The sequence below is a fragment of the Pseudomonas sp. R1-1 genome (assembly GCF_051132135.1).
Taxonomy (GTDB): domain Bacteria; phylum Pseudomonadota; class Gammaproteobacteria; order Pseudomonadales; family Pseudomonadaceae; genus Aquipseudomonas.
Genome location: NZ_CP071663.1, coordinates 3,995,380 through 4,018,046 on the forward strand (window position 1 = coordinate 3,995,380; position 22,667 = coordinate 4,018,046).

The 22,667-nt window shown below is 60.6% G+C and carries 16 protein-coding genes and 4 tRNA genes; 2 read left to right on the top strand and 18 right to left on the bottom strand.

Annotated elements, in window-relative coordinates:
* Positions 1–144: 144 nt before the first annotated feature.
* The 7 genes from J3P75_RS17935 to leuC all read right to left on the bottom strand — a co-directional run bounded on the left by J3P75_RS17935 (position 145) and on the right by leuC (position 9,991).
* Positions 145–2,799, bottom strand: coding sequence for a FimV/HubP family polar landmark protein (locus tag J3P75_RS17935; protein ID WP_434707667.1), 2,655 nt, complete (start codon positions 2,797–2,799; stop codon positions 145–147).
* Between the two features lie 209 nt (positions 2,800–3,008).
* Positions 3,009–4,019: an aspartate-semialdehyde dehydrogenase gene (locus J3P75_RS17940; protein WP_434707668.1), complete on the bottom strand. Its 1,011-nt coding sequence runs from the start codon at positions 4,017–4,019 to the stop codon at positions 3,009–3,011.
* 683 nt (positions 4,020–4,702) lie between these two features.
* The gene (asd, locus tag J3P75_RS17945) at positions 4,703–5,815 is read right to left on the bottom strand and encodes an aspartate-semialdehyde dehydrogenase (protein ID WP_434707669.1); all 1,113 of its coding nucleotides are present in this window, start codon (positions 5,813–5,815) and stop codon (positions 4,703–4,705) included.
* 66 nt (positions 5,816–5,881) lie between these two features.
* Positions 5,882–6,964 (bottom strand): 3-isopropylmalate dehydrogenase, encoded by a 1,083-nt coding sequence (leuB, locus tag J3P75_RS17950; RefSeq protein WP_090282646.1) that lies wholly within the window; start codon positions 6,962–6,964, stop codon positions 5,882–5,884.
* Positions 6,965–7,018: 54 nt separating this feature from the next.
* A complete protein-coding gene (locus J3P75_RS17955; RefSeq protein ID WP_434707670.1) occupies positions 7,019–7,786 on the bottom strand; it encodes a class I SAM-dependent methyltransferase in 768 nt (255 codons plus the stop codon).
* Between the two features lie 129 nt (positions 7,787–7,915).
* The gene (gene leuD, locus J3P75_RS17960) at positions 7,916–8,560 is read right to left on the bottom strand and encodes a 3-isopropylmalate dehydratase small subunit (protein ID WP_206415783.1); all 645 of its coding nucleotides are present in this window, start codon (positions 8,558–8,560) and stop codon (positions 7,916–7,918) included.
* 12 nt (positions 8,561–8,572) lie between these two features.
* Positions 8,573–9,991: a 3-isopropylmalate dehydratase large subunit gene (leuC, locus tag J3P75_RS17965; protein WP_206415782.1), complete on the bottom strand. Its 1,419-nt coding sequence runs from the start codon at positions 9,989–9,991 to the stop codon at positions 8,573–8,575.
* A 139-nt stretch (positions 9,992–10,130) separates the two neighbouring features.
* Here leuC and J3P75_RS17970 point away from each other — a divergent pair, with 139 nt between their 5' ends.
* On the top strand, positions 10,131–11,015 hold the full coding sequence (locus J3P75_RS17970) for a LysR family transcriptional regulator (RefSeq protein WP_090282642.1): 885 nt from the start codon (positions 10,131–10,133) through the stop codon (positions 11,013–11,015).
* A 74-nt stretch (positions 11,016–11,089) separates the two neighbouring features.
* Entirely contained in the window at positions 11,090–14,368 is a 3,279-nt protein-coding gene (locus tag J3P75_RS17975; RefSeq protein ID WP_434707671.1) for a PAS domain S-box protein, read from the top strand.
* A gap of 46 nt (positions 14,369–14,414) precedes the next feature.
* On the opposite strand, the gene J3P75_RS17980 is transcribed toward J3P75_RS17975, so the two are convergent.
* From J3P75_RS17980 to uvrB, 11 genes are all read right to left on the bottom strand, one after another.
* Positions 14,415–14,858 (bottom strand): Hsp20 family protein, encoded by a 444-nt coding sequence (locus tag J3P75_RS17980; RefSeq protein ID WP_090282640.1) that lies wholly within the window; start codon positions 14,856–14,858, stop codon positions 14,415–14,417.
* A 119-nt stretch (positions 14,859–14,977) separates the two neighbouring features.
* The gene (locus J3P75_RS17985; RefSeq protein WP_434707672.1) at positions 14,978–15,937 is read right to left on the bottom strand and encodes a tRNA dihydrouridine synthase; all 960 of its coding nucleotides are present in this window, start codon (positions 15,935–15,937) and stop codon (positions 14,978–14,980) included.
* A gap of 169 nt (positions 15,938–16,106) precedes the next feature.
* Positions 16,107–16,556: an acyl-CoA thioesterase gene (locus tag J3P75_RS17990; RefSeq protein WP_434590305.1), complete on the bottom strand. Its 450-nt coding sequence runs from the start codon at positions 16,554–16,556 to the stop codon at positions 16,107–16,109.
* Positions 16,557–16,603: 47 nt separating this feature from the next.
* The gene (locus tag J3P75_RS17995; RefSeq protein WP_434707673.1) at positions 16,604–17,437 is read right to left on the bottom strand and encodes an alpha/beta fold hydrolase; all 834 of its coding nucleotides are present in this window, start codon (positions 17,435–17,437) and stop codon (positions 16,604–16,606) included.
* Positions 17,438–17,467: 30 nt separating this feature from the next.
* Positions 17,468–18,007, bottom strand: coding sequence for a TetR/AcrR family transcriptional regulator (locus tag J3P75_RS18000; RefSeq protein WP_090282636.1), 540 nt, complete (start codon positions 18,005–18,007; stop codon positions 17,468–17,470).
* A gap of 182 nt (positions 18,008–18,189) precedes the next feature.
* Positions 18,190–18,265: transfer RNA gene (locus J3P75_RS18005), tRNA-Glu, on the bottom strand.
* Between the two features lie 80 nt (positions 18,266–18,345).
* A tRNA-Ala gene (locus tag J3P75_RS18010) sits at positions 18,346–18,421 on the bottom strand.
* A 53-nt stretch (positions 18,422–18,474) separates the two neighbouring features.
* Positions 18,475–18,550, bottom strand: a tRNA-Glu gene (locus J3P75_RS18015).
* Positions 18,551–18,629: 79 nt separating this feature from the next.
* Positions 18,630–18,705: transfer RNA gene (locus J3P75_RS18020), tRNA-Ala, on the bottom strand.
* A gap of 202 nt (positions 18,706–18,907) precedes the next feature.
* Positions 18,908–20,389, bottom strand: coding sequence for a glutamate--tRNA ligase (gltX, locus tag J3P75_RS18025; RefSeq protein ID WP_090282635.1), 1,482 nt, complete (start codon positions 20,387–20,389; stop codon positions 18,908–18,910).
* 225 nt (positions 20,390–20,614) lie between these two features.
* Positions 20,615–22,630 (bottom strand): excinuclease ABC subunit UvrB, encoded by a 2,016-nt coding sequence (gene uvrB / locus J3P75_RS18030; protein ID WP_434590311.1) that lies wholly within the window; start codon positions 22,628–22,630, stop codon positions 20,615–20,617.
* Between the last annotated feature and the right edge of the window lie 37 nt (positions 22,631–22,667).

Consider the following 22,667-nt stretch of genomic DNA (forward strand, 5'->3'; position numbering starts at 1 on the left):
GCGAGCAGGCTCACTCCTACAGGGGAATGCACTTCAAATGTAGGAGTGAGCCTGCTCGCGAAAGCGATTGCTCAGACGCCATCGAATCGAGCACAAACAAAAACGGCAGCCTCAATGGCTGCCGCTTTTGCTTCAACGAAGAGCTTACGCGAGGTTGGAAAGCATGTCCTTGGCCTCGCTCCGCTGGGTTTCATTACCCTCGGTCAACACTTCATTGAGGATGTCGCGCGCCCCGTCGGAGTCGCCCATGTCAATGTAGGCTTGAGCGAGATCGAGCTTGGTCGCCGCTTCGTCAGTACCGGCGAGGAAGTCGAAATCGTCTTCGCCCAGATCGTCACCCAGCGCCGCGTCGGCTTCGGTGAAGGTCGGCTCGGCGATGCTTTGCGACAGACGATCGAGCTCGGCGTTGACATCATCCAGTTCGTTCGTGAACGCGTTCGACTCGGTGGCCGGGTTGCTGTCCATTTCGTCAGCCAGCGACAGATCGAAATCGGCCGGTAGCTCCAGATCGTCCTGCGGCACATCGGCCACCACCGGCGCCTCGACTGGCGGGAGATCCTTCACGCCCTCGTCCAGATCAAGCAGGAACTCGTCTTCAGCCAAAGTCGCTGGCGACGGATCGGCACCGAGATCCACATCAAGATCGAAGTCCGACAGGTCGTCGAGGTTCTCTTTCGCTTCGGTCTGCTGTTGCAGCACCGACTCGAAACTCAGGTCATCGTCGGCCGGAAACGCGTCCAGCTCGACCGGTGCTTCAGGCTCGACCACTGGCGCCGGTTCAACCGGGGTGATGTTGTCGAGATCGTCCAGGCTAAGGTCGAAGGCGCTGTCCAGGTCATCTTCAGCCGGCGCAGGCGCCTCAGGCTCGTCGAGCAGCAAGTCTTTGACGTATTGCGCATCGAGTTCAGCGGCGACCGCCGCAGCGGCCAGACCGCCCGCAGCCACCAAGGCCATCGCCGGGAAGCGGCTTTTCAGCGCTTCGACTTTGGCGAAGTTGTCGCCGTTGGCCACCAGTTGCCGCTCCTGCGCGACGAACGCGTCACGATCGCCCTGCTGACCGTAGACTTCCATCAGCTTCAGGCGCAGGTCACTGCGCTCCGGCTCGAGGCTGACGCCCTCCTCCAGCAGCGCGGCAGCCTGATTCAGGCGACCGGCATTGATATGCGACTGGGCCTTGTCGAGGACGTCATCGGAGCGATCCGCGGCCGGCGCAACCAGCGGCGCGGCAATCGGCTCGGCCATGACCACTGGCGCCACGATCGGTGCCGGAGTCGGTGCAGGCGCTGGTGCCGGGGTATTGAGCTTGACGCTCGCCGCCGGCGTTTCAAGACCTTCGAAGCTGCTTTCCGGCAAATCCTGTTCGGCGGAGAACTCTTGCTCTTCGGCCAGTGCACGGGCCATGCGTACATGCTTCTCGGCTTCCTGCTGAGCTTTGCGGCGACGGGCCAGCAGCAACAGCAGAAGCAGCAGCACCACGGCACCACCACCGATCAGCCCGAGCAGAATCGGATTGGTCAGCAACTCATTGAAGGTCTTGTCGTCATCAGCGGTCGGCGTGGTTTCGACAACCGGCTCGACCACTGGCTCAACAGGCGTCTCCGCCGGCGGCGCGATGGCCGATTCCGGAGTTGGCGATGCCGAGGCGGCGTCAGCTGGAGTGGCTGGCGGTGTCGCCGCCAATTCAGCGGTGATTGCCGGTACCGGCGGCACTGCGCCATTAGCGCCGGGAGCAGCAACAGCGCCGTCGGCCTGCATCTTCGCCAGTTGATTGTTCTTCAACTCGATCAGCTTTTGCAGTTTGTCCAACTGGCTTTGCAGATCGGCCATGCGGCTTTTCAGTTCCTCATTGTCACGACGGGTCGTGTCGAGGTTTTCCTGGGTGATTGCCAGTTTGTTGCTCAGCGCCTGAGCGTCGCCGGCCGGCCCCTTGCGGCCAGCCTTGGCGCTTTCGGCGGAGACCAGGCTCAGGTTGTCCTGCGCATTCGGCGCAGCACCGGTATTGCCGCGACCGCGATTGGTTGCATCAAGCTGCTGCTGACCGCTACCCGGCTTGGCCACATAACGCCGGCCCTGACGCCAGGCTTCGTTCTGCGCCGCGACTTCAGCAATGGCTGCCGACTGCGGCAACGCCGTGCTTTGTACAGGATCTGGCAGGCGCAGTACCTGACCGGTTTTCAGGCGGTTGATGTTGCCGCCGATAAACGCATCCGGGTTCAGGGCTTGAATGGCCAACATGGTTTGCTGCACCGAACCGCCGTTGCGCGCCTTCGCGGCAATTTCCCACAGGGTATCGCGCGGCGTGGTGGTGTATTGCCCGCGGTGCGTGGCGCCCGTGGTCGGTGCGGCAATGGTCTGCGACGGCGCCGGTTGGGCGGCGGCGTCAGCGGTCTGCGGCGAGAACTTCGATGGATCCAGCAGTACGCTGTAATCGCGCAGCAAGCGGCCGTTCGGCCACATCACCTGCACGAGGAATTTCACCATCGGTTCCGACAGCGGCTTGCTTGAAGTCACCCGCAAGACGCTTTTGCCGCTGGCGTTGAGCACCGGGGTGAACGTCAGATCATTGAGGAAAGCCTGGCGGTCAACGCCGGCCTTGGCGAAATCTTCAGGTGATGCCAGGCTCGGCACCACTTCGGCCGCGGTGAGATCCTTGACATCGAGCAGCTCGATTTCAGCCACCAGCGGCTGGTTCAGGGTCGACTTCAGGGTCAGCTCCCCGAGCCCGAGGGCATGCGCCATACCGGAGGACAGCGCCGAGGCGGCCGCTATTGCTAACACCAGTTTGCGAACTTGAACCATAGCCTCATCCTTTGTTTGAACGTTCCTCGGCCAGCGAGAAGCTTTTGAATAGCGCTGCCGTAAGGCATTGCGCGCGACGACGACAGATGTCGCGCGCGATCATTTCTTTGATGCCCCGGAAAGTCCCGGAGGGCTGACACGTCATCGACGTTTCGGATCAAGCATAGCGCTGACCTAGAATCAGTCGACAAATTGTTGCCAAGTATCTTTTACAGCAGGTCTTTTATCAACAATTCAGCCACCTGCACAGCATTGAGGGCTGCACCTTTGCGTACGTTATCTGACGTCAGCCACAGATTTAGTTCCGCCGGATTGTCGACACCGAGGCGCACACGACCGACATACACCACATCCTGCCCCACCGCGTCGCCGACGGCGGTCGGGTAATCGCCAGCTTCGACCAGCTCGATGCCCGGCGCCGCTTCCAGCGCAGCATTGACCTTTTCCAGGTCAACGGCCCGTGCTGATTGCAAGGTCACGCTAAAGCTATCGCCAAAAAACACCGGGGCTTGAACGCAAGTTGCGGAAATCTTCAGCGAAGGCTGCGCGAGCACCTGACGCAACTCACGCACCAGACGCTTTTCCAGCAGCGTGTGGCCCTGCGCATCAGGCGTACCGACCTGGGCCAGCAGGTTGAAGGCCATTTGCCGATCAAAGAAGGTCGGCTCAAGCGGACGCATGTTCAACAGCTCGGCGGTCTGCCGTGCCAGCTCGCCCACGGCTTCGCGACCTTGCGCGGAAACCGCCAGATTGGCGGTGACGTTGACGTATTGCAGATCGAGCAGATCAAGCAATGGCGCCAGCACCACGGCAAGCGACGTCGCCGAAGGGCTTGGGCTGCTGACCTGGAACGGTGCGTTCAGCGTGGCGAGCAGTTCGACATTGGCCTCCGGCACCACTTGCGGCGCCTGATCGGCCGGCAAGGCACCCGACAGGTCGATCAACGAACAACCCGCGGCATGCGCGCGAGCGGCGTAGCTCAGCGAGACCGCTGCGCCAGCGGCGAAAAACACCAGTTTGACCTTGCTGAAATCAAACTCGTCGACTTCACGCACGCGTACGTTTTTATTGCGAAACAGCACCGAGCTGCCAGCCGATTCACTGCTGGCCAGCAGATGCAGATTGCCGACGGGAAAGTCGCGCTCTTCAAGAATTTGCACGAGGGTTTCGCCGACAGTACCGGTGGCGCCGATCACGGCAATATCTAAGGTCTGGGTCATGCTGCGAGCCTCTGGTGAAACGGGGGGAGCGGCACTTTACCGGGTGGCTGGCGTGCAGGCAATTTCTGCCAGCGATCGCTCAGGCAAATGCTTGGCCCACTCCAAAAATCAAAAGCCCCTCACCCTAGCCCTCTCCCGGAGGGAGAGGGGACTGACCGTGGTGGTTGGGCTAGATACGGAAATCTGAAATACCGAGTCGAATGCGAATTTCGAATCCAACCAAAATCGGCTCCCTCTCCTCGGGGAGAGGGCTGGGGTGAGGGGCAGCCACACCAAAAATCCAAAGCCATGCGGCGCTTCTAACCACTCAACAATGAGCGTTAGCTCGCGTGCCCTTGATCTTGCGTCACCAGCGACATCGGAAGGCTGAGCGGAGGGATTGATCGGGGCGTGGGAGCGCAGCGACCGTCTGGCGCAGCCAGACACAGCGGAAGGAGGTGCAGCGAAGCAAACCGTAGCCGCTGCGCCCGGAGCGATCCCGGAGCGAAGGGACCCGAGCCTGCGAGGGCCGTACGTAGGAGCAAAGCCTTTTGGTTCCTTTTTGGCGTCTGAAAAAGGGACTCGCCGTAAGGGCGAAACCATAAGAAGCCGTTACCGCAGCAACGGATATGCACCCCTCCAACCACCCGACAAAAAAACCCGCACCTCAAAAAAGGCGCGGGCTTCTTCATCACATCAACCAATCAACGCTCAAGCAAAATCCGCAACATGCGACGCAACGGTTCCGCCGCACCCCACAGCAACTGATCGCCCACGGTAAACGCGCCGACAAACTGCGAACCCATGTTCAGCTTGCGCAGACGGCCAACCGGAACATTCAGGGTGCCGGTGACCTTGGTCGGACTCAGCTCCTGCATGCTGATCTCACGGTTGTTCGGAACCAGCTTGACCCAAGGGTTGTGCTGGCTGATCAGCCCTTCGATATCAGCGATCGGCACGTCCTTGTTGAGCTTGATGGTCAGCGCCTGGCTGTGGCAGCGCATGGCGCCGATGCGCACGCAGATACCGTCGACCGGGATCGGGCTTTTGAAGCGACCGAGAATCTTGTTGGTCTCGGCCTGGGCCTTCCACTCTTCGCGGCTCTGACCGTTCGGCAGTTCCTTGTCGATCCACGGGATCAGGCTGCCGGCCAGCGGAACGCCGAAGTTCTCGATCGGATACGCTTCGCTGCGCATGGCATCGGCCACGCGGCGGTCGATGTCGAGGATCGCGCTGGCCGGGTCGGCCAGTTGATCGGCGACAGCGGCGTGGGTCGCGCCCATCTGCTTGATCAGCTCACGCATGTTCTGCGCGCCAGCCCCGGAGGCTGCCTGATAAGTCATGGCGCTCATCCACTCCACCAGACCGGCCTCAAACAGACCACCCAGGCCCATCAGCATCAGGCTGACGGTGCAGTTGCCACCGATGTAGTTCCTGGTGCCGGCATCGAGCTGCTGATCGATGACCTTGCGGTTGACCGGGTCGAGAATGATCACCGCGTCATCGTTCATGCGCAGGCTCGAGGCTGCGTCGATCCAGTAACCCTGCCAGCCGGCTTCGCGCAGCTTGGGGAATACTTCGCTGGTGTAGTCGCCGCCCTGGCAGGTCAGAATCACGTCGAGGGTCTTCAGCTCGTCAATGCTGTAAGCGTCCTTGAGCGGAGCAATGTCCTTGCCCACGGACGGGCCTTGGCCACCGACGTTGGAAGTGGTGAAAAACACCGGCTCGATTAGATCGAAATCCTGCTCTTCCAGCATCCGCTGCATGAGCACGGAACCGACCATCCCGCGCCAACCGATCAGACCTACACGTTTCATCGCAACTACACCTTCTTGAAAAGTGGGCCGCTGCTTTGTATTGAATTTCGCAGCGGGCCCGAGAGATTACAGATTCCGCAGCGCGGCGACTACTGCGTCGCCCATTTGCTGCGTACCGACTTTGGTACAACCGGCCGAATGGATATCTCCGGTGCGCAAGCCTTGATCGAGCACGACGCTGACGGCCTTCTCGATGGCATCGGCGGCATCGTGCAGATTGAAGCTGTAACGCAGCATCATCGATACCGAGAGGATGGTCGCCAGCGGGTTGGCGATGCCTTGGCCGGCGATGTCCGGTGCGGAACCGTGGCAAGGCTCGTACATGCCCTTGTTGTTGGAGTCCAGCGAGGCCGAAGGCAGCATGCCGATGGAGCCGGTGAGCATCGACGCTTCGTCGGAGAGAATGTCGCCGAACATATTGTCGGTGACGATCACGTCGAACTGCTTCGGTGCGCGCACCAGTTGCATGGCGGCGTTGTCGACGTACATGTGGCTCAGCTCGACTTCTGGATAGTCTTTGGCCACTTGCTCGACCACTTCGCGCCACAGTTGGCTGGACGCCAGCACGTTGGCCTTGTCCACCGAGCACAGCTTCTTGCCACGGACCATGGCCATGTCGAAACCGACGCGGGCGATGCGGCGGATTTCGCTTTCGCTGTACGGCAGGGTGTCGTAGGACTGACGCTCGCCATTGTCCAGCGTGCGGGTACCGCGCGGCGCACCGAAGTAGATGCCGCCGGTCAGTTCGCGAACGATCAGGATGTCCAGACCGGCAACGATCTCCGGCTTCAGGCTCGAAGCATCGGCCAGTTGTGGGTACAGAATCGCCGGACGCAGGTTGCCGAACAGACCCAGTTGCGCACGGATTTTCAGCAGACCGCGCTCAGGACGGATATCGCGCTCGATGGTGTCCCATTTCGGGCCACCGACGGCGCCGAGCAGCACGGCATCGGCAGCGCGGGCGCGGTCGAGGGTTTCGTCGGCCAATGGCACGCCGTGCTTGTCGATGGCCGCACCACCGATCACGTCATGGCTCAGCTCGAAGCCCAGGCTGTACTTGTCGTTGGCCAGTTCCAGCACCTTGACCGCTTCGGCCATGATTTCCGGACCAATACCGTCACCTGGGAGAATCAGAATCTGCTTGCTCATGCTTTCCTCATGTCTTCAATCGGTGCGCCTTTACCGGCGCGCCCGGAAAAATGCTTATCGCTCGGCCATCAATACGATCACATCGGTACTGAAGGAGCCATCGGCCTCAATTTCGAAATATTCGCGCACTTCGTTGCCCATCGATTGCTGCAACTGAGCAATCGCCGCACGCATCACCTCGGGGGTGCGCATGCGCTCTACCCAACTGGCGTACTCCAGGCGCAGGCGCTGACGCGTGGTACTGCGCACATGCAACCCGGCCTCACTGACCTGGCGCAGCCATTCGGCGGCGGAATAGTCGCGCACATGGCTGGTGTCACGCAGCACTTCGACGCTTTGTAGATAAGTGTCGAACAGCGGGCTGCCCGGTGACAACACGTCCACGAAAGCTGCGACACCGCCCGGCTTCAGCACCCGACGCACTTCACGCAGGGCCACACCGAGATCGCTCCAGTGATGCGCCGAATAACGGCTGAACACAAAATCGAACTCGCCATCGGCGAACGGCAGACGCTCGGCGGCGCCGTTGACCGTGGAAATATTGCCCATGCCGCGCTCGGCCGCCGCGGCGGTGACCACGTCGAGCATCTGCTGCGACAGGTCATAGGCCACCACTTCGCTCACCAGCGGTGCGACATGAAAACTCACATGGCCGGCACCGCAACCCAGATCGAGCACCCGCGCCCCGCCCTGCCCGGCCAGTTCAGCTTGCAGCAGGGCGAATTCGCTGCCCTGCGCGTGAACGGCGCTGCTCAGGTAAGCGGCAGCCTGTTCGCCGAATTGCTTCTGGACGACCTGGGTGTGTTGGGCGGTGCTGGTCATGGGACTTTCCTGTTCAGTCTTTCATTGCTTTTGAGGGCCTCATCGCGAGCAGGCTCACTCCTACAGGGGAATGCATTTCATATGTAGGAGTGAGCCTGCTCGCGATGGCGTCATCCGCCATACGCAAAATCACACGTCGCGAAACAACCACGGCTGACTCACCCGGTGCTTCGCTTCGAACGTGGCAATCGCATCGCCGTCCTGCAGAGTCAGGCCGATATCGTCCAGACCGTTCAACAGGCAATGCTTGCGAAACGCATCGATCTCAAAGCGGTACACCTTGCCATCAGGGCGGGTCACGGTTTGCGCTTGCAGGTCGACCTGCAATTGATAACCCGGCTCGGCCTCAACCTGCTTAAACAATTCATCGACTTCAGCATCGCTGAGAATGATCGGCAGCAAGCCGTTCTTGAAGCTGTTGTTGAAGAAGATGTCGGCGTAGCTCGGCGCGATGATGCTGCGGAAACCGTATTCTTCCAGCGCCCACGGCGCGTGCTCACGGCTGGAGCCGCAACCGAAGTTCTCGCGGGCGAGCAACACGCTGGCGCCTTGATAACGCTCGGCGTTGAGCACGAAATCCTTGTTCAAGGGGCGCTTGGAGTTGTCCTGATACGGCTGGCCAACGTCGAGATAACGCCACTCGTCGAACAGGTTCGGACCAAAACCGGTGCGTTTGATCGACTTCAGGAACTGCTTGGGAATGATCTGATCGGTGTCGACGTTGGCACGATCCAGAGGCGCGACAAGACCAGTGTGCTGGGTAAAAGCTTTCATGCTGCGCTCCTTTTAGATCAATTCACGAACGTCGATGAAACGACCGTTCACCGCTGCGGCAGCGGCCATGGCCGGGCTGACCAGGTGGGTACGGCCACCGGCGCCCTGACGGCCTTCGAAGTTGCGGTTGGACGTCGAAGCGCAATGCTCGCCCGATTCCAAACGGTCCGGGTTCATCGCCAGGCACATCGAGCAGCCCGGCTCACGCCATTCGAAACCGGCTTCGAGGAAGATCTTGTCCAGACCTTCGGCTTCCGCCTGCGCCTTGACCAGACCCGAGCCCGGCACGACGATCGCCTGCTTGATGGTCGATGCAACCTTGCGGCCCTTGGCGATCACCGCCGCGGCGCGCAAGTCTTCGATCCGCGAGTTGGTGCAGGAACCGATGAATACGCGGTCGAGCTGGATGTCGGTAATCGCCTGATTGGCGGTCAGGCCCATGTATTTCAGGGCGCGGACGATCGAGTCGCGCTTGACCAGATCCATCTCCTTGGCCGGGTCCGGGACGTTCTGATCAACGGCCAAAACCATTTCCGGCGAAGTGCCCCAGCTGACTTGCGGCTTGATCTGCGCGGCGTCGAGTTCAACCACGGTGTCGAACTGCGCATCGGCGTCAGATACCAGGTCTTTCCAGGCCTCGACGGCCATGTCCCACTGGGCGCCTTTCGGAGCAAACGGACGGCCCTTCACGTAATCGATGGTCTTCTGATCCGCCGCGACCAACCCCACGCGGGCGCCGGCTTCGATGGACATGTTGCAAATGGTCATGCGGCCTTCGACGGACAGATCGCGGATCGCGCTGCCGGCGAATTCGATGGCATGGCCGTTACCGCCGGCGGTGCCGATCTTGCCGATCACCGCGAGGACGATGTCCTTGGCGGTCACGCCGAACGGCAATTGCCCTTCGACGCGCACCAGCATGTTTTTCATTTTCTTGGCAACCAGGCACTGAGTGGCGAGCACGTGCTCGACCTCGGAAGTGCCGATGCCGTGAGCCAACGCGCCGAAGGCACCGTGGGTCGAGGTGTGCGAGTCGCCGCAGACCACGGTCATGCCCGGCAAGGTCGCGCCCTGCTCCGGGCTGATGACGTGGACGATGCCTTGGCGCACGTCATTCATCTTGAACTCGACGATGCCGTATTCATCACAGTTGTCGTCGAGGGTCTGCACCTGCAAGCGCGAGACCTGGTCGGCAATGGCTGCGATGCCGCCCTTGCGCTCTGGCGTCGTCGGTACGTTGTGGTCCGGGGTCGCGATGTTGGCATCGATGCGCCACGGCTTGCGCCCGGCCAGACGCAGGCCTTCGAAGGCTTGCGGCGAGGTCACTTCGTGAATGATGTGACGGTCGATGTAGATCAGCGCAGAGCCATCGTCGCGCTGCTTGACCAAATGCGAATCCCAGAGCTTGTCGTACAGCGTTTTGCCGGCCATCAGACGGTTCCTCATCAGCTTGTTTCTATGCCCTGGGCTTATCAATAACCCTTTGGCTTGTGAGGCCGATCCTATGGGGTTAGATTAAATAACTCAAATTCATATTTTTTATGCTTTGGATAACCAACTGGAATACTGAATGGATCTGGCCAACCTGAATGCTTTTATTGCCATCGCCGAGACCGGCAGCTTCTCCGGCGCCGGCGAACGTCTGCACCTGACCCAACCGGCGATCAGCAAGCGCATCGCCGGCCTGGAGCAACAATTGAAGGTGCGCCTGTTCGACCGTCTGGGCCGTGAAGTCGGCCTGACCGAGGCTGGCCGTGCCCTGCTGCCGCGGGCTTACCAGATTCTCAACGTGCTGGATGACACCCGCCGCGCCCTGACCAACCTGACCGGCGAAGTCAGCGGTCGCCTGACGCTGGCCACCAGTCATCACATCGGTCTGCATCGATTACCACCCTTATTAAGGGAGTTCACCCGCCGCTACCCACAGGTCGCGCTGGATATTCAGTTCCTCGATTCGGAAGTGGCCTACGAAGAAATTCTTCACGGCCGCGCTGAACTGGCAGTGATCACCTTGGCGCCGGAGCCTCACGCGCTGGTCAAGGCCACACCGGTGTGGGACGACCCGCTGGATTTCGTGGTCGCCCCAGAGCATTCGCTGATCAATAACGGCGCCGTCAGCCTGATCGACATCGCCGGCCATCCGGCGGTATTCCCTGGCGGCAACACCTTTACCCACCACATCGTCCAGCGTTTATTCGAGGCCCAGGGCCTGACGCCGAACATCGCCATGAGCACCAATTATCTGGAAACCATCAAAATGATGGTCTCGATCGGCCTGGCCTGGAGCGTGTTGCCACGCACCATGCTCGATGAGCAAGTGGCGAGCATCGCATTGCCGGGCATACAGCTCAGTCGCCAGCTAGGCTATATCCTGCACACCGAACGGACGCTCTCGAACGCGGCAAGAGCCTTCATGGCCTTGCTGGATGCACAAATCGATCTGCCAGGGACTTGAGGCCGACTTGTGCTACTCCTGTAGAGCCGCGATTGCTGTGCCTAACGTCACCATCCGCTCAAGGCCTGTCCACAATGCCGAAATCTGTTGACCGAACGCCGCCGATGCCGCGAATCCAGGCGATTGACCCGCGCCACTCCGAGCAGAGCTGGGAAAGCGCGCCGCAATTGCTGGCGGCGCTCAATGGCGCCCGGCTCGGCGCCTGGTATTGGGACATCGAGCGCGGGCAGATCAGTTGGTCGCGCGGCACCCAGGCGTTGTTCGGCTTCGATCCCCGGCAGCCGCTGCCCAAAGACCTGGAATATCTGGATTTGCTGCCACCGGAAGACCGGGCCAAAACCGTTCGCGCCTTCCATGCGGTGATCGCCGGCGCGCCACTGGAGCAGGCGATGCACCACCGCATCCGCTGGCCCGACGGCAGCCTGCACTGGCTGGAGATCAATGGCAGCCTGCTGCCGGACAAAAACGGCCGTCCCCGAATGATCGGGGTGATTCGCGAAATCACCCACCAGCGTCAACGTGAACAGGCGCTGAGCAGCTCGGAGAAACGTTTCGCCACACTGTTTCACCTGTGCCCCAACATGGTGCTGCTGACCCGTCAGGAAGACGGCTTGATCAGCGAAGCGAACCAGTATTTTGAAAGCCTTTTTGGCTGGCCGGTGCAGAACGCCATTGGTCGGACCACCCTCGAACTTGGCCTGTGGGTGCATCCCGAGCAGCGCGCCGAACTGGTGAAAAAGACCAAAGCCAAAGGCGAACTGATCAGCATGGAAGTACAGTTTCGCGCCAGCAACGGTCAGGTGCATGACGGCATTCTCAGTGCGCAGAAAGTCGAACTCGAAGGTCAGCCGTACCTGCTCAGCACCTTCCTCGACACCACCGAACGCAAAGCCGCCGAACTGGCCTTGAAAGACAGCCAGGAACGCCTCGACCTGGCGCTGGATTCGGCGCAGCTCGGTACCTGGGACTGGCACATCCCCAGCGGCATGCTCTACGGCTCGGCGCGCGCCGCACAATTGCACGGGCTCGACCCGATACCGTTTCATGAATCATTCGAGGCGTTTTTCGAGGGCGTGCCGGGCGAAGAACGCGACAGCATGCGCGATGCCTACCGCAGTCTGCGCGAAGGCCCGGCGGGCAACTATCAACTGACCTATCGTGTGCAATTGCCGGACGGCAGCTCGCGCTATCTGGAAAGTCGCGCGCGCCTGTATCGCGATGACAACGGCGCGCCGCTGCGCATGGCCGGCACTCTGCTGGACATTACCGACCAGGTCGAACGCGAACAGCGACTGGTGGCCTCGGAAGAGAAATTCGCCACGCTGTTCCAGGTCAGCCCCGACCCGATCTGCGTCACCCGCCAGGAAACCGGCCAGTTCATCGAGATCAACTCCAGTTTCACCCAGACGTTCGGCTGGAGCGCCGCCGACGTGATCGGTCACACCGCGGAAGAAATCGGCCTGTGGGACGCCTCGGCGAAAAGCCTGCAACGTATTGAACGGGTGATCCGCGAGCAGGGCTTGAGCAACGTCGCGATCATCGTCCAGCACAAGGACGGCCAGTCGCTGACCTGTGTGATTTCCAGTCGGCAGATCAGCGTTGGCAATCAGCCGTGCATCGTCACGACGTTGCGCGATATCACTCAGCAACAGCGCTCCGAAGCGGCGCTGAAGGCCAGCGAAGAGAAATTTGCCAAGGCGTTTCATTCCAGCCCGGACGCCATCACCATCACCGAACGCGACACTGGGCGTTATCTGGAGGTCAACGACGGTTTTTGCCGCCTGACCGGTTATCGCGCCGACGAAGTGGTGGGTAAAACCGTGTATCAGGTCGGCATATGGGCCGAGGAAAAGCAGCGTTCGGCGCTATTGGCTGAATTGCAGATCAAAGGCCGCGTGCACCATCAGGAAATGCTTGGGCGCAACAAGCGCGGGGAGATACTGACTGTCGAGGTCTCGGTCGAGCCCATCACTCTCAACGAAACCGCGTGCCTGCTGCTGACCGCGCGGGACGTCAGCCTGCTGAAAAACGCCGAAGCGCAGATCCGCCATCTGGCCTATCACGACCCGCTGACCAACCTGCCTAATCGCGCTTTACTGATGGATCGCCTGAGCCAGCAGATCGCCCTGCTCAAGCGTCACAACCTGCGCGGCGCGCTGCTGTTTCTCGATCTTGACCACTTCAAGCACATCAACGATTCGCTGGGCCACCCAGTCGGCGACACCGTGCTGAAGATCATCACCGCGCGGCTCGAAGCCAGCGTGCGCATGGAAGACACCGTGGCGCGCCTGGGTGGCGACGAATTCGTCGTGCTGCTCAGCGGACTCGAAGGCTCGCGCAGTGACGTCAGCGAGCAGGTGCGCGCGCTGGCGGACACCATTCGCGAATTGCTGTCCGAGCCGATGTTTCTCGACGGCCAGCGCCTGCAAGTGACGCCGAGCATTGGCGTGGCGCTGATTCCCGATCACGGCTCGACGCCGACCGACCTGCTCAAGCGCGCCGACATTGCCCTGTATCGGGCCAAGGATTCGGGGCGCAACACCACCCAGATGTACCACAACACCATGCAGAAAGCCGCGAGCGAACGGTTGCGCATGGAAACCGATCTGCGTCTGGCGCTGTCACGCGGCGAATTCAATGTGCACTTTCAGCCGCAGGTCGATGCGCGCGACAACCGCATCATCGGCGCCGAAGCCCTGGTGCGCTGGAACCATCCGCAGTTGGGTGCGCAATCGCCTGCCGAGTTCATCAAGGTTCTGGAGGACAGCGGGCTGATTCTCGAAGTCGGCACCTGGATCCTCGACGAAGCCTGCAATGCCTTCAAGCAACTGATCGCGCTGCGCCTGGTCAACCCGCTCGCTTTCAGCCTGTGCGTGAACATCAGCCCACGGCAGTTCCGTCAGAACGATTTCGTCGAGCGCATCGAACACAGCATGAGCAGCCACGGCTTGCCCTGCTCTTTGCTGAAACTGGAGATCACCGAAGGCATCGTCATCCAGAATCTGGAAGACACCATCGGCAAGATGCGCCGCCTGAAAAAGCTCGGCGTCAGTTTTGCCATGGACGATTTCGGCACCGGTTATTCGTCGCTGACTTATCTGAAACGCCTGCCGGTGGACACGTTGAAAATCGACCAGTCGTTCATCCGCGACGCGACGACCGACCCGAACGACGCCGAGATCATCCGCGCGATTGTCGCGATGGCACGCAGCCTGGAGCTGGAGGTGATTGCCGAAGGCGTAGAGACGGCGGAGCAGCTGGCGTTTTTGCAGGGGCTGGGCTGTCATTTGTATCAGGGGTATCTGCACAGTCGGCCGGTGGCACTGAGCGATCTGAAGGTGCTGCTGGAATGACGCGCACAAAAAAGGGCGCCATGGGCGCCCTTTTCGTTACTCGGCGTTATTGCAGCGCCGGCTGCTGCGCACCATTGATTGGAATGCGCTTGGCTTTCGCCTCTTCAGGGACCACGCGCAGCAGGTCGATGCTCAGCAGGCCGTTGCTCAGGTCCGCGGCTTTGATCTCGATGTGATCGGCCAGACGGAACGACAGCTTGAACGCACGCTGGGCGATGCCCTGATGCAGGAAGGTCACACCTTCGTTGGCGTCACGCTTGCCACCACTGATGGTCAGCACACCTTTCTCAACCTGCAGTTCCAGGTCTTCTTCCCGGAAACCGGCGGCGGCAACGACGATACGGTACTGGTCATCACCGTGTTTTTCGACGTTGTAAGGTGGGTAGCTGCTGCCTGGCTCGTTGCGCAGGGCGGTTTCGAACAGGTCGTTGAAACGGTCGAAACCTACCGAGGAACGGAACAGTGGCGCGAGAGAAAATGCAGTACTCATGATTCAAATCTCCTGAAAACAATCAGCAAGGTTTTGTGTCTCCGCGACCCGAATTCGGCATCGCGTAACCCTTAGATAGGGACCGCCAAAAGCTTTTCAAGAGATATTTTTGAAATTTTTCACGCCGCTTCGACGAGCGGCAAACCGAGCAGACGCGAGACTTGATCAGGCTCGGTTTCGCGGCGCAAAACAGTGAACAGCTCGGTGGCTTGCGGGTAGTTGCGCGTCAGCATCGCCAGCCATTGCTTCAAGCGACCCGGCGATTGGCGCGCGGTCATCTGCGCTTTGGCTTGCAGCCAGAAATCCTGAATCAAGGGCATCAGCTCCGCCCAGCTCATCTCGACCACCTCTTCGCCGGCGCGGGCCGCAGCAATCTGCCGGGCCAGATCCGGGCGCGACACCAGTCCGCGACCGAGCATGATGTCTTCGACGCCGCTGATCTCGCGGCAACGGCGCCAGTCATCGACGCTCCAGATATCGCCATTGGCGAACACCGGCACCTTGACCACGTCTTGTACCCGCGGAATCCACTCCCAGTGCGCTGGCGGTTTGTAGCCGTCCATTTTTGTCCGGGCGTGAACCACGATGTGCTCGGCGCCGCCCTCGGCCAGCGCTGTGGCGCAGACCAGCGAGCCGTCGGGGCTGTCGAAGCCGAGGCGCATTTTCGCAGTAACCGGAATGTGCGCAGGCACGGCACGGCGGACGTGCTCGACGATCTGGTTGAGCAGTTCCGGTTCTTTCAGCAACACCGCGCCGCCCCGGGACTTGTTCACAGTCTTGGCCGGGCAACCAAAGTTGAGGTCGATCACTTCGGAGCCAAGTTCGCAGGCCAGCGCTGCGTTTTCCGCCAGGCACACCGGATCGGAACCGAGCAATTGCACGCGCAACGGCACACCGGCTGCGGTGCGTGCACCATTGAGCAGCTCAGGGCCGAACTTGTGGAAATAGGCCGGTGTGAGTAACTGATCGTTGACTCGAATGAATTCGGTCACGCACCAGGCGATGCCGCCAACGCGGGTCAGCACGTCACGCAGGATGTCGTCGACCAACCCCTCCATGGGCGCCAGAGCAATTTGCATGGGAAAACACTACTTGAAAGAAAAAACGTGCGGCAGTTTACTGGATTACGCGCGAAACCGCAGAATAACACAAATCCCTTGTAGGAGTGAGCCTGCTCGCGATAGCGGTGGGTCAGTTACACCTATGTTACAGACACACCGCTATCGCGAGCAGGCTCACTCCTACAGTTTAGATTTGCGGTGTTGCCGGGATCTGAATCGCCGCGCCATAGCCTTCGATGAATTCCGCCGGCATGCGCTTGGGCTTGCCCGTAGACAATTCGATGCAGACAAACGTGGTCTGCGCCCGCAATAGGGTGGCGTTGTCGCTCGGGCGTTTCAGCTGGAAATGCCGGGTCATTTTCAGGCGCTGGTCCCAATCGACAATCCACGTCGCCAACTGCAGTTCGTCGCCTTCGTAGGCAGCGGCGAGATAATCGATTTCGTGGCGCACCACGGCCATCGCCCGATCCAGTCGCCGGTACTCGACCAGATCCAGACCCAGACGCTGCGAGTGGCGCCAGGCGCAGCGCTCAAGCCAGGTCACATAAACCGCGTTGTTGGCGTGGCCCAGCCCGTCGATATCCTCGGCGCCTACTTGCAGATCAATGGTAAACGGCGTTGCCCGATCCCAGCCCATGCCCCACTCCCGGTCGATGTATTGAACCTGGGCAGTGTAACGGATGGCTATGCCGATTGGCGCGTCTGAAGGCTGCGCCCGGCCAGCAGTGATAACACGCCATCAATGACCCGTGGGTCGGCCAGCACGCGCTGATGCCCGCCGCTTTCGAGGCGCAGCAAACGGCTGTCGAACCAGGCTTCATGGATCAACTGCGATTCTTTCACCGAAACAAAAGTGTCGTCCTCGGCATGCACGATCAAGCCCGGCATATCCAGTTGATAGCGCGCCACATCAAGGGTGGCGGCGCGCATGCCGACGTCCTGTTCGACTTGGCGAATGAACGCCGATCGCGCTCGCGGCGGCATTCCGACCATGCGCGCAAAACCACGCAGCACGCCGAGAATACGTGCCGGTGCGGCAATGCTGACGAGGGTTTCGGTGCGCAGGCCCATTTGCACAGCGAGCATTGCGCTGGCGCCACCCATCGAATGGCCGATGACGGCTTGCAGCGGTGGCAACTCAGCTGCCGCTTCGAGCATGGCCCGGGCAAACAACACTACATTGGCTTCGCGCCCCGGCGAACGGCCATGGGCCGGGCCGTCCAGCGCAACGACGGTATAGCCGGCATCGACCAGCGCCGTGATCAAGGCAGCGAACTGGGTTGGCCGCCCTTCCCAACCATGCATCAGCAGCACGGCCGGGCCCTGGCCCCAGCGCAATGCGGAGAGGCCGAAGCGCAAGGTGATGCGCTCGGCACTGGCCAGCATCGGCAGCTCCCAGTCACGCAATGGCAGCGCGCGCGGCGTCATGAACACCAGACGCATTTTGCTCGCCACCCGTTTCGGTGCAATCCAGCCCAAGGTGCCGTTAACGCCACGAACCCACTTCAACGCGTTCATCGCTCTCTCCTCAGGCCGGATGCCTTCAGGTCAACGCACCGCCGACTTGGCGGCGCGCAGCAATCGATCGGATAATTCTCCAGGGCCGAGCGCGCGTGCCAGCGCCAGGCCGCCCACCATCAATGCCACGTCAGCCAGGGCCTTGTCGGTGTCTTCGGGGCTGGCCGCCAGTTGCGCGACCATCAGCTCTAAATGCTCGTTCAGCGCCAGGCGGAACGACTCCGGCAAACGACCCAGCTCACCGATCGAAGCGGGAATCGGGCACGCCGCCTCGCTGGAATCACGGTGTTTGCGCGACAGGTAGAACGCCGCCACCAAAGCGCGACGCTCTTCGCCGGTCAGCTCGGCATCCATGTCGGCGATCAGGTCGCGACGCCGACCCAGCAATTGCTTGAACGCTTCGAGCATCATCGCGTCCTTGCTTTCGAAGTGCGCGTAGAAGCCGCCGACGGTCAGGCCGGCCGCGCCCATCACTTCGCCCACGCTGGGGTCTGCCGGGCCGCGCTGGATCAGTGCAGCGCTGGCAGCCTTGAGGATGCGTTCGCGGGTTTGAGCTTTTTTATCGTTCATCGTTGCCTCCGAATATTACGATTAGAATATTATTCTCATAATAATATTCCGCAAGTCAAGGATATGACCGCTGGTCTGAAGCACAGTGTAAGGAAAAAGGAGAGTTGGCCAAACGCTAGACAAACAAAAGGGCCATTCAATAATTGAATGACCCTTATAAAATCCCGCAGAGCGGGTAATCGTGGCGTCCCCTAGGGGACTCGAACCCCTGTTACCGCCGTGAAAGGGCGGTGTCCTAGGCCACTAGACGAAGGGGACACAAACCCTTCTATACAACTGATCAGTGCTGAGTGCTGATCGATTCAAGGTCGGTGTGGCCAGACCTTGAATTGTAAAATTGGTGGAGCTAAGCGGGATCGAACCGCTGACCTCCTGCATGCCATGCAGGCGCTCTCCCAGCTGAGCTATAGCCCCGGATTTTTCGCCTCGCGGCGGAGCGACGTTTTGCAACATCGCTTCTGTAAAACTGGCGTCCCCTAGGGGACTCGAACCCCTGTTACCGCCGTGAAAGGGCGGTGTCCTAGGCCACTAGACGAAGGGGACGCAAACCCTTCTGTACAACTGATCAACGCTGAGTGTTGATCGCTTCAAGACCGGTGTGGCCAGGCCTTGAAGTGTAAATTGGTGGAGCTAGACGGGATCGAACCGTCGACCTCTTGCATGCCATGCAAGCGCTCTCCCAGCTGAGCTATAGCCCCTCATCGTTGATGTCATCGCTGAGGACGGGGCGAATCTTAAGGGCGTATCGAAACCCTGTCAAACTTATTTTTGAAAAATTTCAAAATTTTTCGTCGGGATAACAATCACTTACCGCCCTCCCCCCGTAAATCAGGGAGAAGCGCCGAAGGCCGGATCAAAAGATCGCGACCTTCGGCTGCCGTCACACTGGGTCAGACCCGCTCAAGCAATGGCGCCCAGCAGCTTTTCCCACTCCTTGTTTTCTTTCTTCGACACGCCACCCAGCAGGTCGATCGCTTGGCGCAGACGGAAACGGGTCAGGTCCGGCCCGAGAATTTCCATCGCATCGAGCACCGACACCGAACTGGCCTGGCCGGTGATCGCCGCGAACATCAGCGGCATCGCATCGCGCAGCTTCAGCTCCAGGGATTCGACCACCGCCTGAATCGTCGCGGTGATGCTGTCCTTTTCCCACTGGCGCAGGCTTTCGAGTTTCCACAGAATCAACTGCATCAACTGACGCACCTGATCGCCGGAGAGCTTTTTCGACTCGAACAGTCTGGCGTCCGGATTGACCCCACCGGCAAAGAAGAACCCGGCCAATGGCGCCACTTGGCTGAAGGTCTCGACGCGGCCCTGGACGTGCGGCGCGATCTTCATCATGTATTCCGAGTTGAACGCCCACTTCTGCACACGTGCGGCAAACTCTTCCACCGGCAGATCACGCAGCCACTGGCCGTTGAGCCACGACAACTTCTCAATGTCGAAAATCGGACCGCCGAGGGACACGCGCTTCAGGTCGAAGTTGTCGACCATCTCCTGCAGCGAGAATTTTTCACGCTCGTCCGGCATCGACCAGCCCATGCGCCCCAGGTAGTTGAGCATCGCCTCAGGCATGAAGCCCATGCGCTCGTAGAACGTCACCGAAGTCGGGTTCTTGCGCTTGGACAGCTTGCTCTTGTCCGGGTTACGCAGCAGCGGCATGTAGCACAGCTCTGGCTGTTCCCAGCCGAAGTACTCGTAAAGCAGGATCAGTTTCGGCGCCGATGGCAGCCATTCTTCACCGCGCAACACGTGGGTGATGCCCATGAGGTGATCGTCGACCACGTTGGCGAGGAAGTACGTCGGCAGGCCGTCGGTCTTCATCAGCACTTGCATGTCCATGCGATCCCACGGGATTTCGACATCGCCACGCAGCATGTCCGGCACCACGCACACGCCTTCGCTCGGGACTTTCATGCGGATCACGTGAGGCTCGCCAGCGGCCAGACGTGCCGCGACTTCTTCTTTCGACAGCAGCAGCGCGCGGCCGTCATAGCGTGGCGTTTCACCGCGAGCCATTTGTTCGGCGCGCATCTGGTCGAGTTCTTCGGCGGTGCAGAAGCACGGGAAGGCATGACCCATGTCGACCAGTTGCTGGCAATACTTCTGATAGATATCGCCGCGCTCGCTCTGCCGGTACGGGCCGTGGGGGCCGCCGACGTCCGGGCCTTCGCTCCAGTCGATACCCAACCAGCGCAGGGCGTCGAAGATCTGCTGTTCGGACTCGCGGGTCGAACGCAACTGGTCGGTGTCTTCGATGCGCAGGATGAACTCACCGCCATGCTGCTTGGCAAAGCAGTAGTTGAACAATGCGATGTAAGCGGTACCTACGTGGGGGTCCCCGGTAGGCGATGGCGCGATGCGAGTGCGGACGGTGGTCATGGCATGTCTCGAAAAGAATGAAAAGCAGAACAATCAAGCGGCGAATGGTAACAGGCGACACCCGCCCGGCTCCAGCGGACAGGGTATTTAAGCCGGACATGGGGTCGTACTGATGCCGAGTCGCCGCATTCGCTAGCAGGGCTAGCTCCCACAGGTTTTGTGGCGAACACGATTCCTGTGTGGGAGCTAGCCTGCTAGCGATGAGGCCAGCGCAGCCCCTACAGATCAGACGGTCAAAAGACGCTCACGCAATTTGGCAATCTCGTCGCGCATCTGCGCCGCCGCTTCGAACTCCAGATCGCGCGCCAGTTGATACATCTTTTCTTCCAGCGCGCGGATGCGTTTGGTGATTTCGCTTGGCGAGCGCAGTTCGGCTTCGTACTTGGCGTTCTCTTCGGCGGCCTTGGCCATGCCTTTGCGCTTCTTGCTGCGCGAACCGGGCACGGTGGCGCCTTCCATGATGTCGGCGACGTCCTTGATCACACCTTTCGGGGTAATGCCGTTCTCAAGATTGAAAGCGATCTGCTTCTCGCGGCGGCGTTCGGTTTCGCCAATCGCCCGCTCCATTGAACCGGTCATGCGATCGGCATACAGAATGGCCCGGCCATTGAGGTTACGTGCCGCGCGGCCGATGGTCTGGATCAGCGAACGCTCGGAACGCAGGAAGCCTTCCTTGTCGGCATCGAGAATCGCCACCAGCGAGACTTCCGGCATGTCCAGGCCTTCGCGCAACAGGTTGATGCCGACCAGCACGTCAAACACGCCAAGACGCAAGTCGCGGATGATCTCGACGCGCTCGACGGTGTCGATGTCCGAGTGCAGATAACGCACGCGCACGCCGTGGTCGGCGAGGTAATCGGTCAGGTCTTCGGCCATGCGCTTGGTCAGCGTGGTCACCAGCACCCGCTCTTCCACCGCTACGCGCTTGGTGATTTCCGAAAGCAGGTCATCGACCTGGGTCAGCGCCGGGCGCACTTCGACCTGCGGATCGACCAGACCGGTCGGGCGCACCACTTGCTCGACCACGCGCCCGGCATGTTCGGCCTCGTAATTGCCCGGCGTCGCCGAGACGAAAATGGTCTGCGGGCTGACCCCTTCCCACTCGTCGAAACGCATCGGCCGGTTATCCAGCGCCGAAGGCAGGCGGAAGCCGTATTCGACCAGCGTCTCTTTACGCGAGCGGTCGCCCTTATACATCGCGCCGACCTGCGGCACGCTGACGTGGGATTCATCGATGACCAACAACGCATCGGCCGGCAGGTAATCGTAAAGGGTTGGGGGCGCGGCACCGGCCGGGCGTCCGGACAGGTAGCGCGAGTAGTTTTCGATGCCGTTGCAGTAACCCAGTTCGAGAATCATCTCCAGATCGAAGCGCGTGCGCTGTTCCAGACGCTGAGCTTCCACCAGTTTGTTGTTGCTGCGCAGGTATTCCAGACGTTCCTGCAATTCGACCTTGATACCTTCGATGGCGTCGAGCAGGGTCTCGCGCGGCGTCACGTAGTGGCTCTTGGGATAAAAAGTGAACCGCGGCATCTTGCGAATGACTTCGCCGGTCAGCGGGTCGAACGCGGAAATGCTTTCGACCTCGTCATCGAACAGCTCGATGCGGATCGCCTCCAGATCGGATTCCGCCGGAAAAATGTCGATCACATCGCCGCGCACACGGAACGTCGCACGGGCAAAGTCCATGTCGTTGCGCGTGTATTGCAGGTCCGCCAGTCGGCGTAGCAGTGCGCGCTGATCAAGTTTGTCGCCGCGATCGACGTGCAACACCATCTTCAAATAGGTTTCCGGACTGCCCAGACCGTAGATGCACGACACCGTGGTGACGATGATCGCGTCCTTGCGCTCGAGCAGCGCTTTGGTCGCGGACAGACGCATCTGCTCGATGTGGTCGTTGATCGACGCGTCCTTCTCGATGAAGGTGTCGGACGACGGCACGTAGGCTTCCGGTTGGTAATAATCGTAGTAAGAGACGAAATACTCGACGGCATTGTTCGGGAAGAATGCCTTGAATTCGCCGTACAACTGCGCCGCCAGGGTCTTGTTCGGCGCCAGCACCAGCGTCGGGCGCTGCACCTGGGAAATCACATTGGCGATGCTGAAGGTCTTGCCCGAGCCGGTCACACCGAGCAGCGTCTGGTGCGCCAGCCCGGCCTCGATGCCTTCGACCATCTGGCGGATCGCTTCCGGCTGATCGCCGGCAGGCTCGAAGCGGGTGACTAGCTGGAATTCGGACATACACACCTCTGGGATCGCGGCATCGCGCACCAGGCGC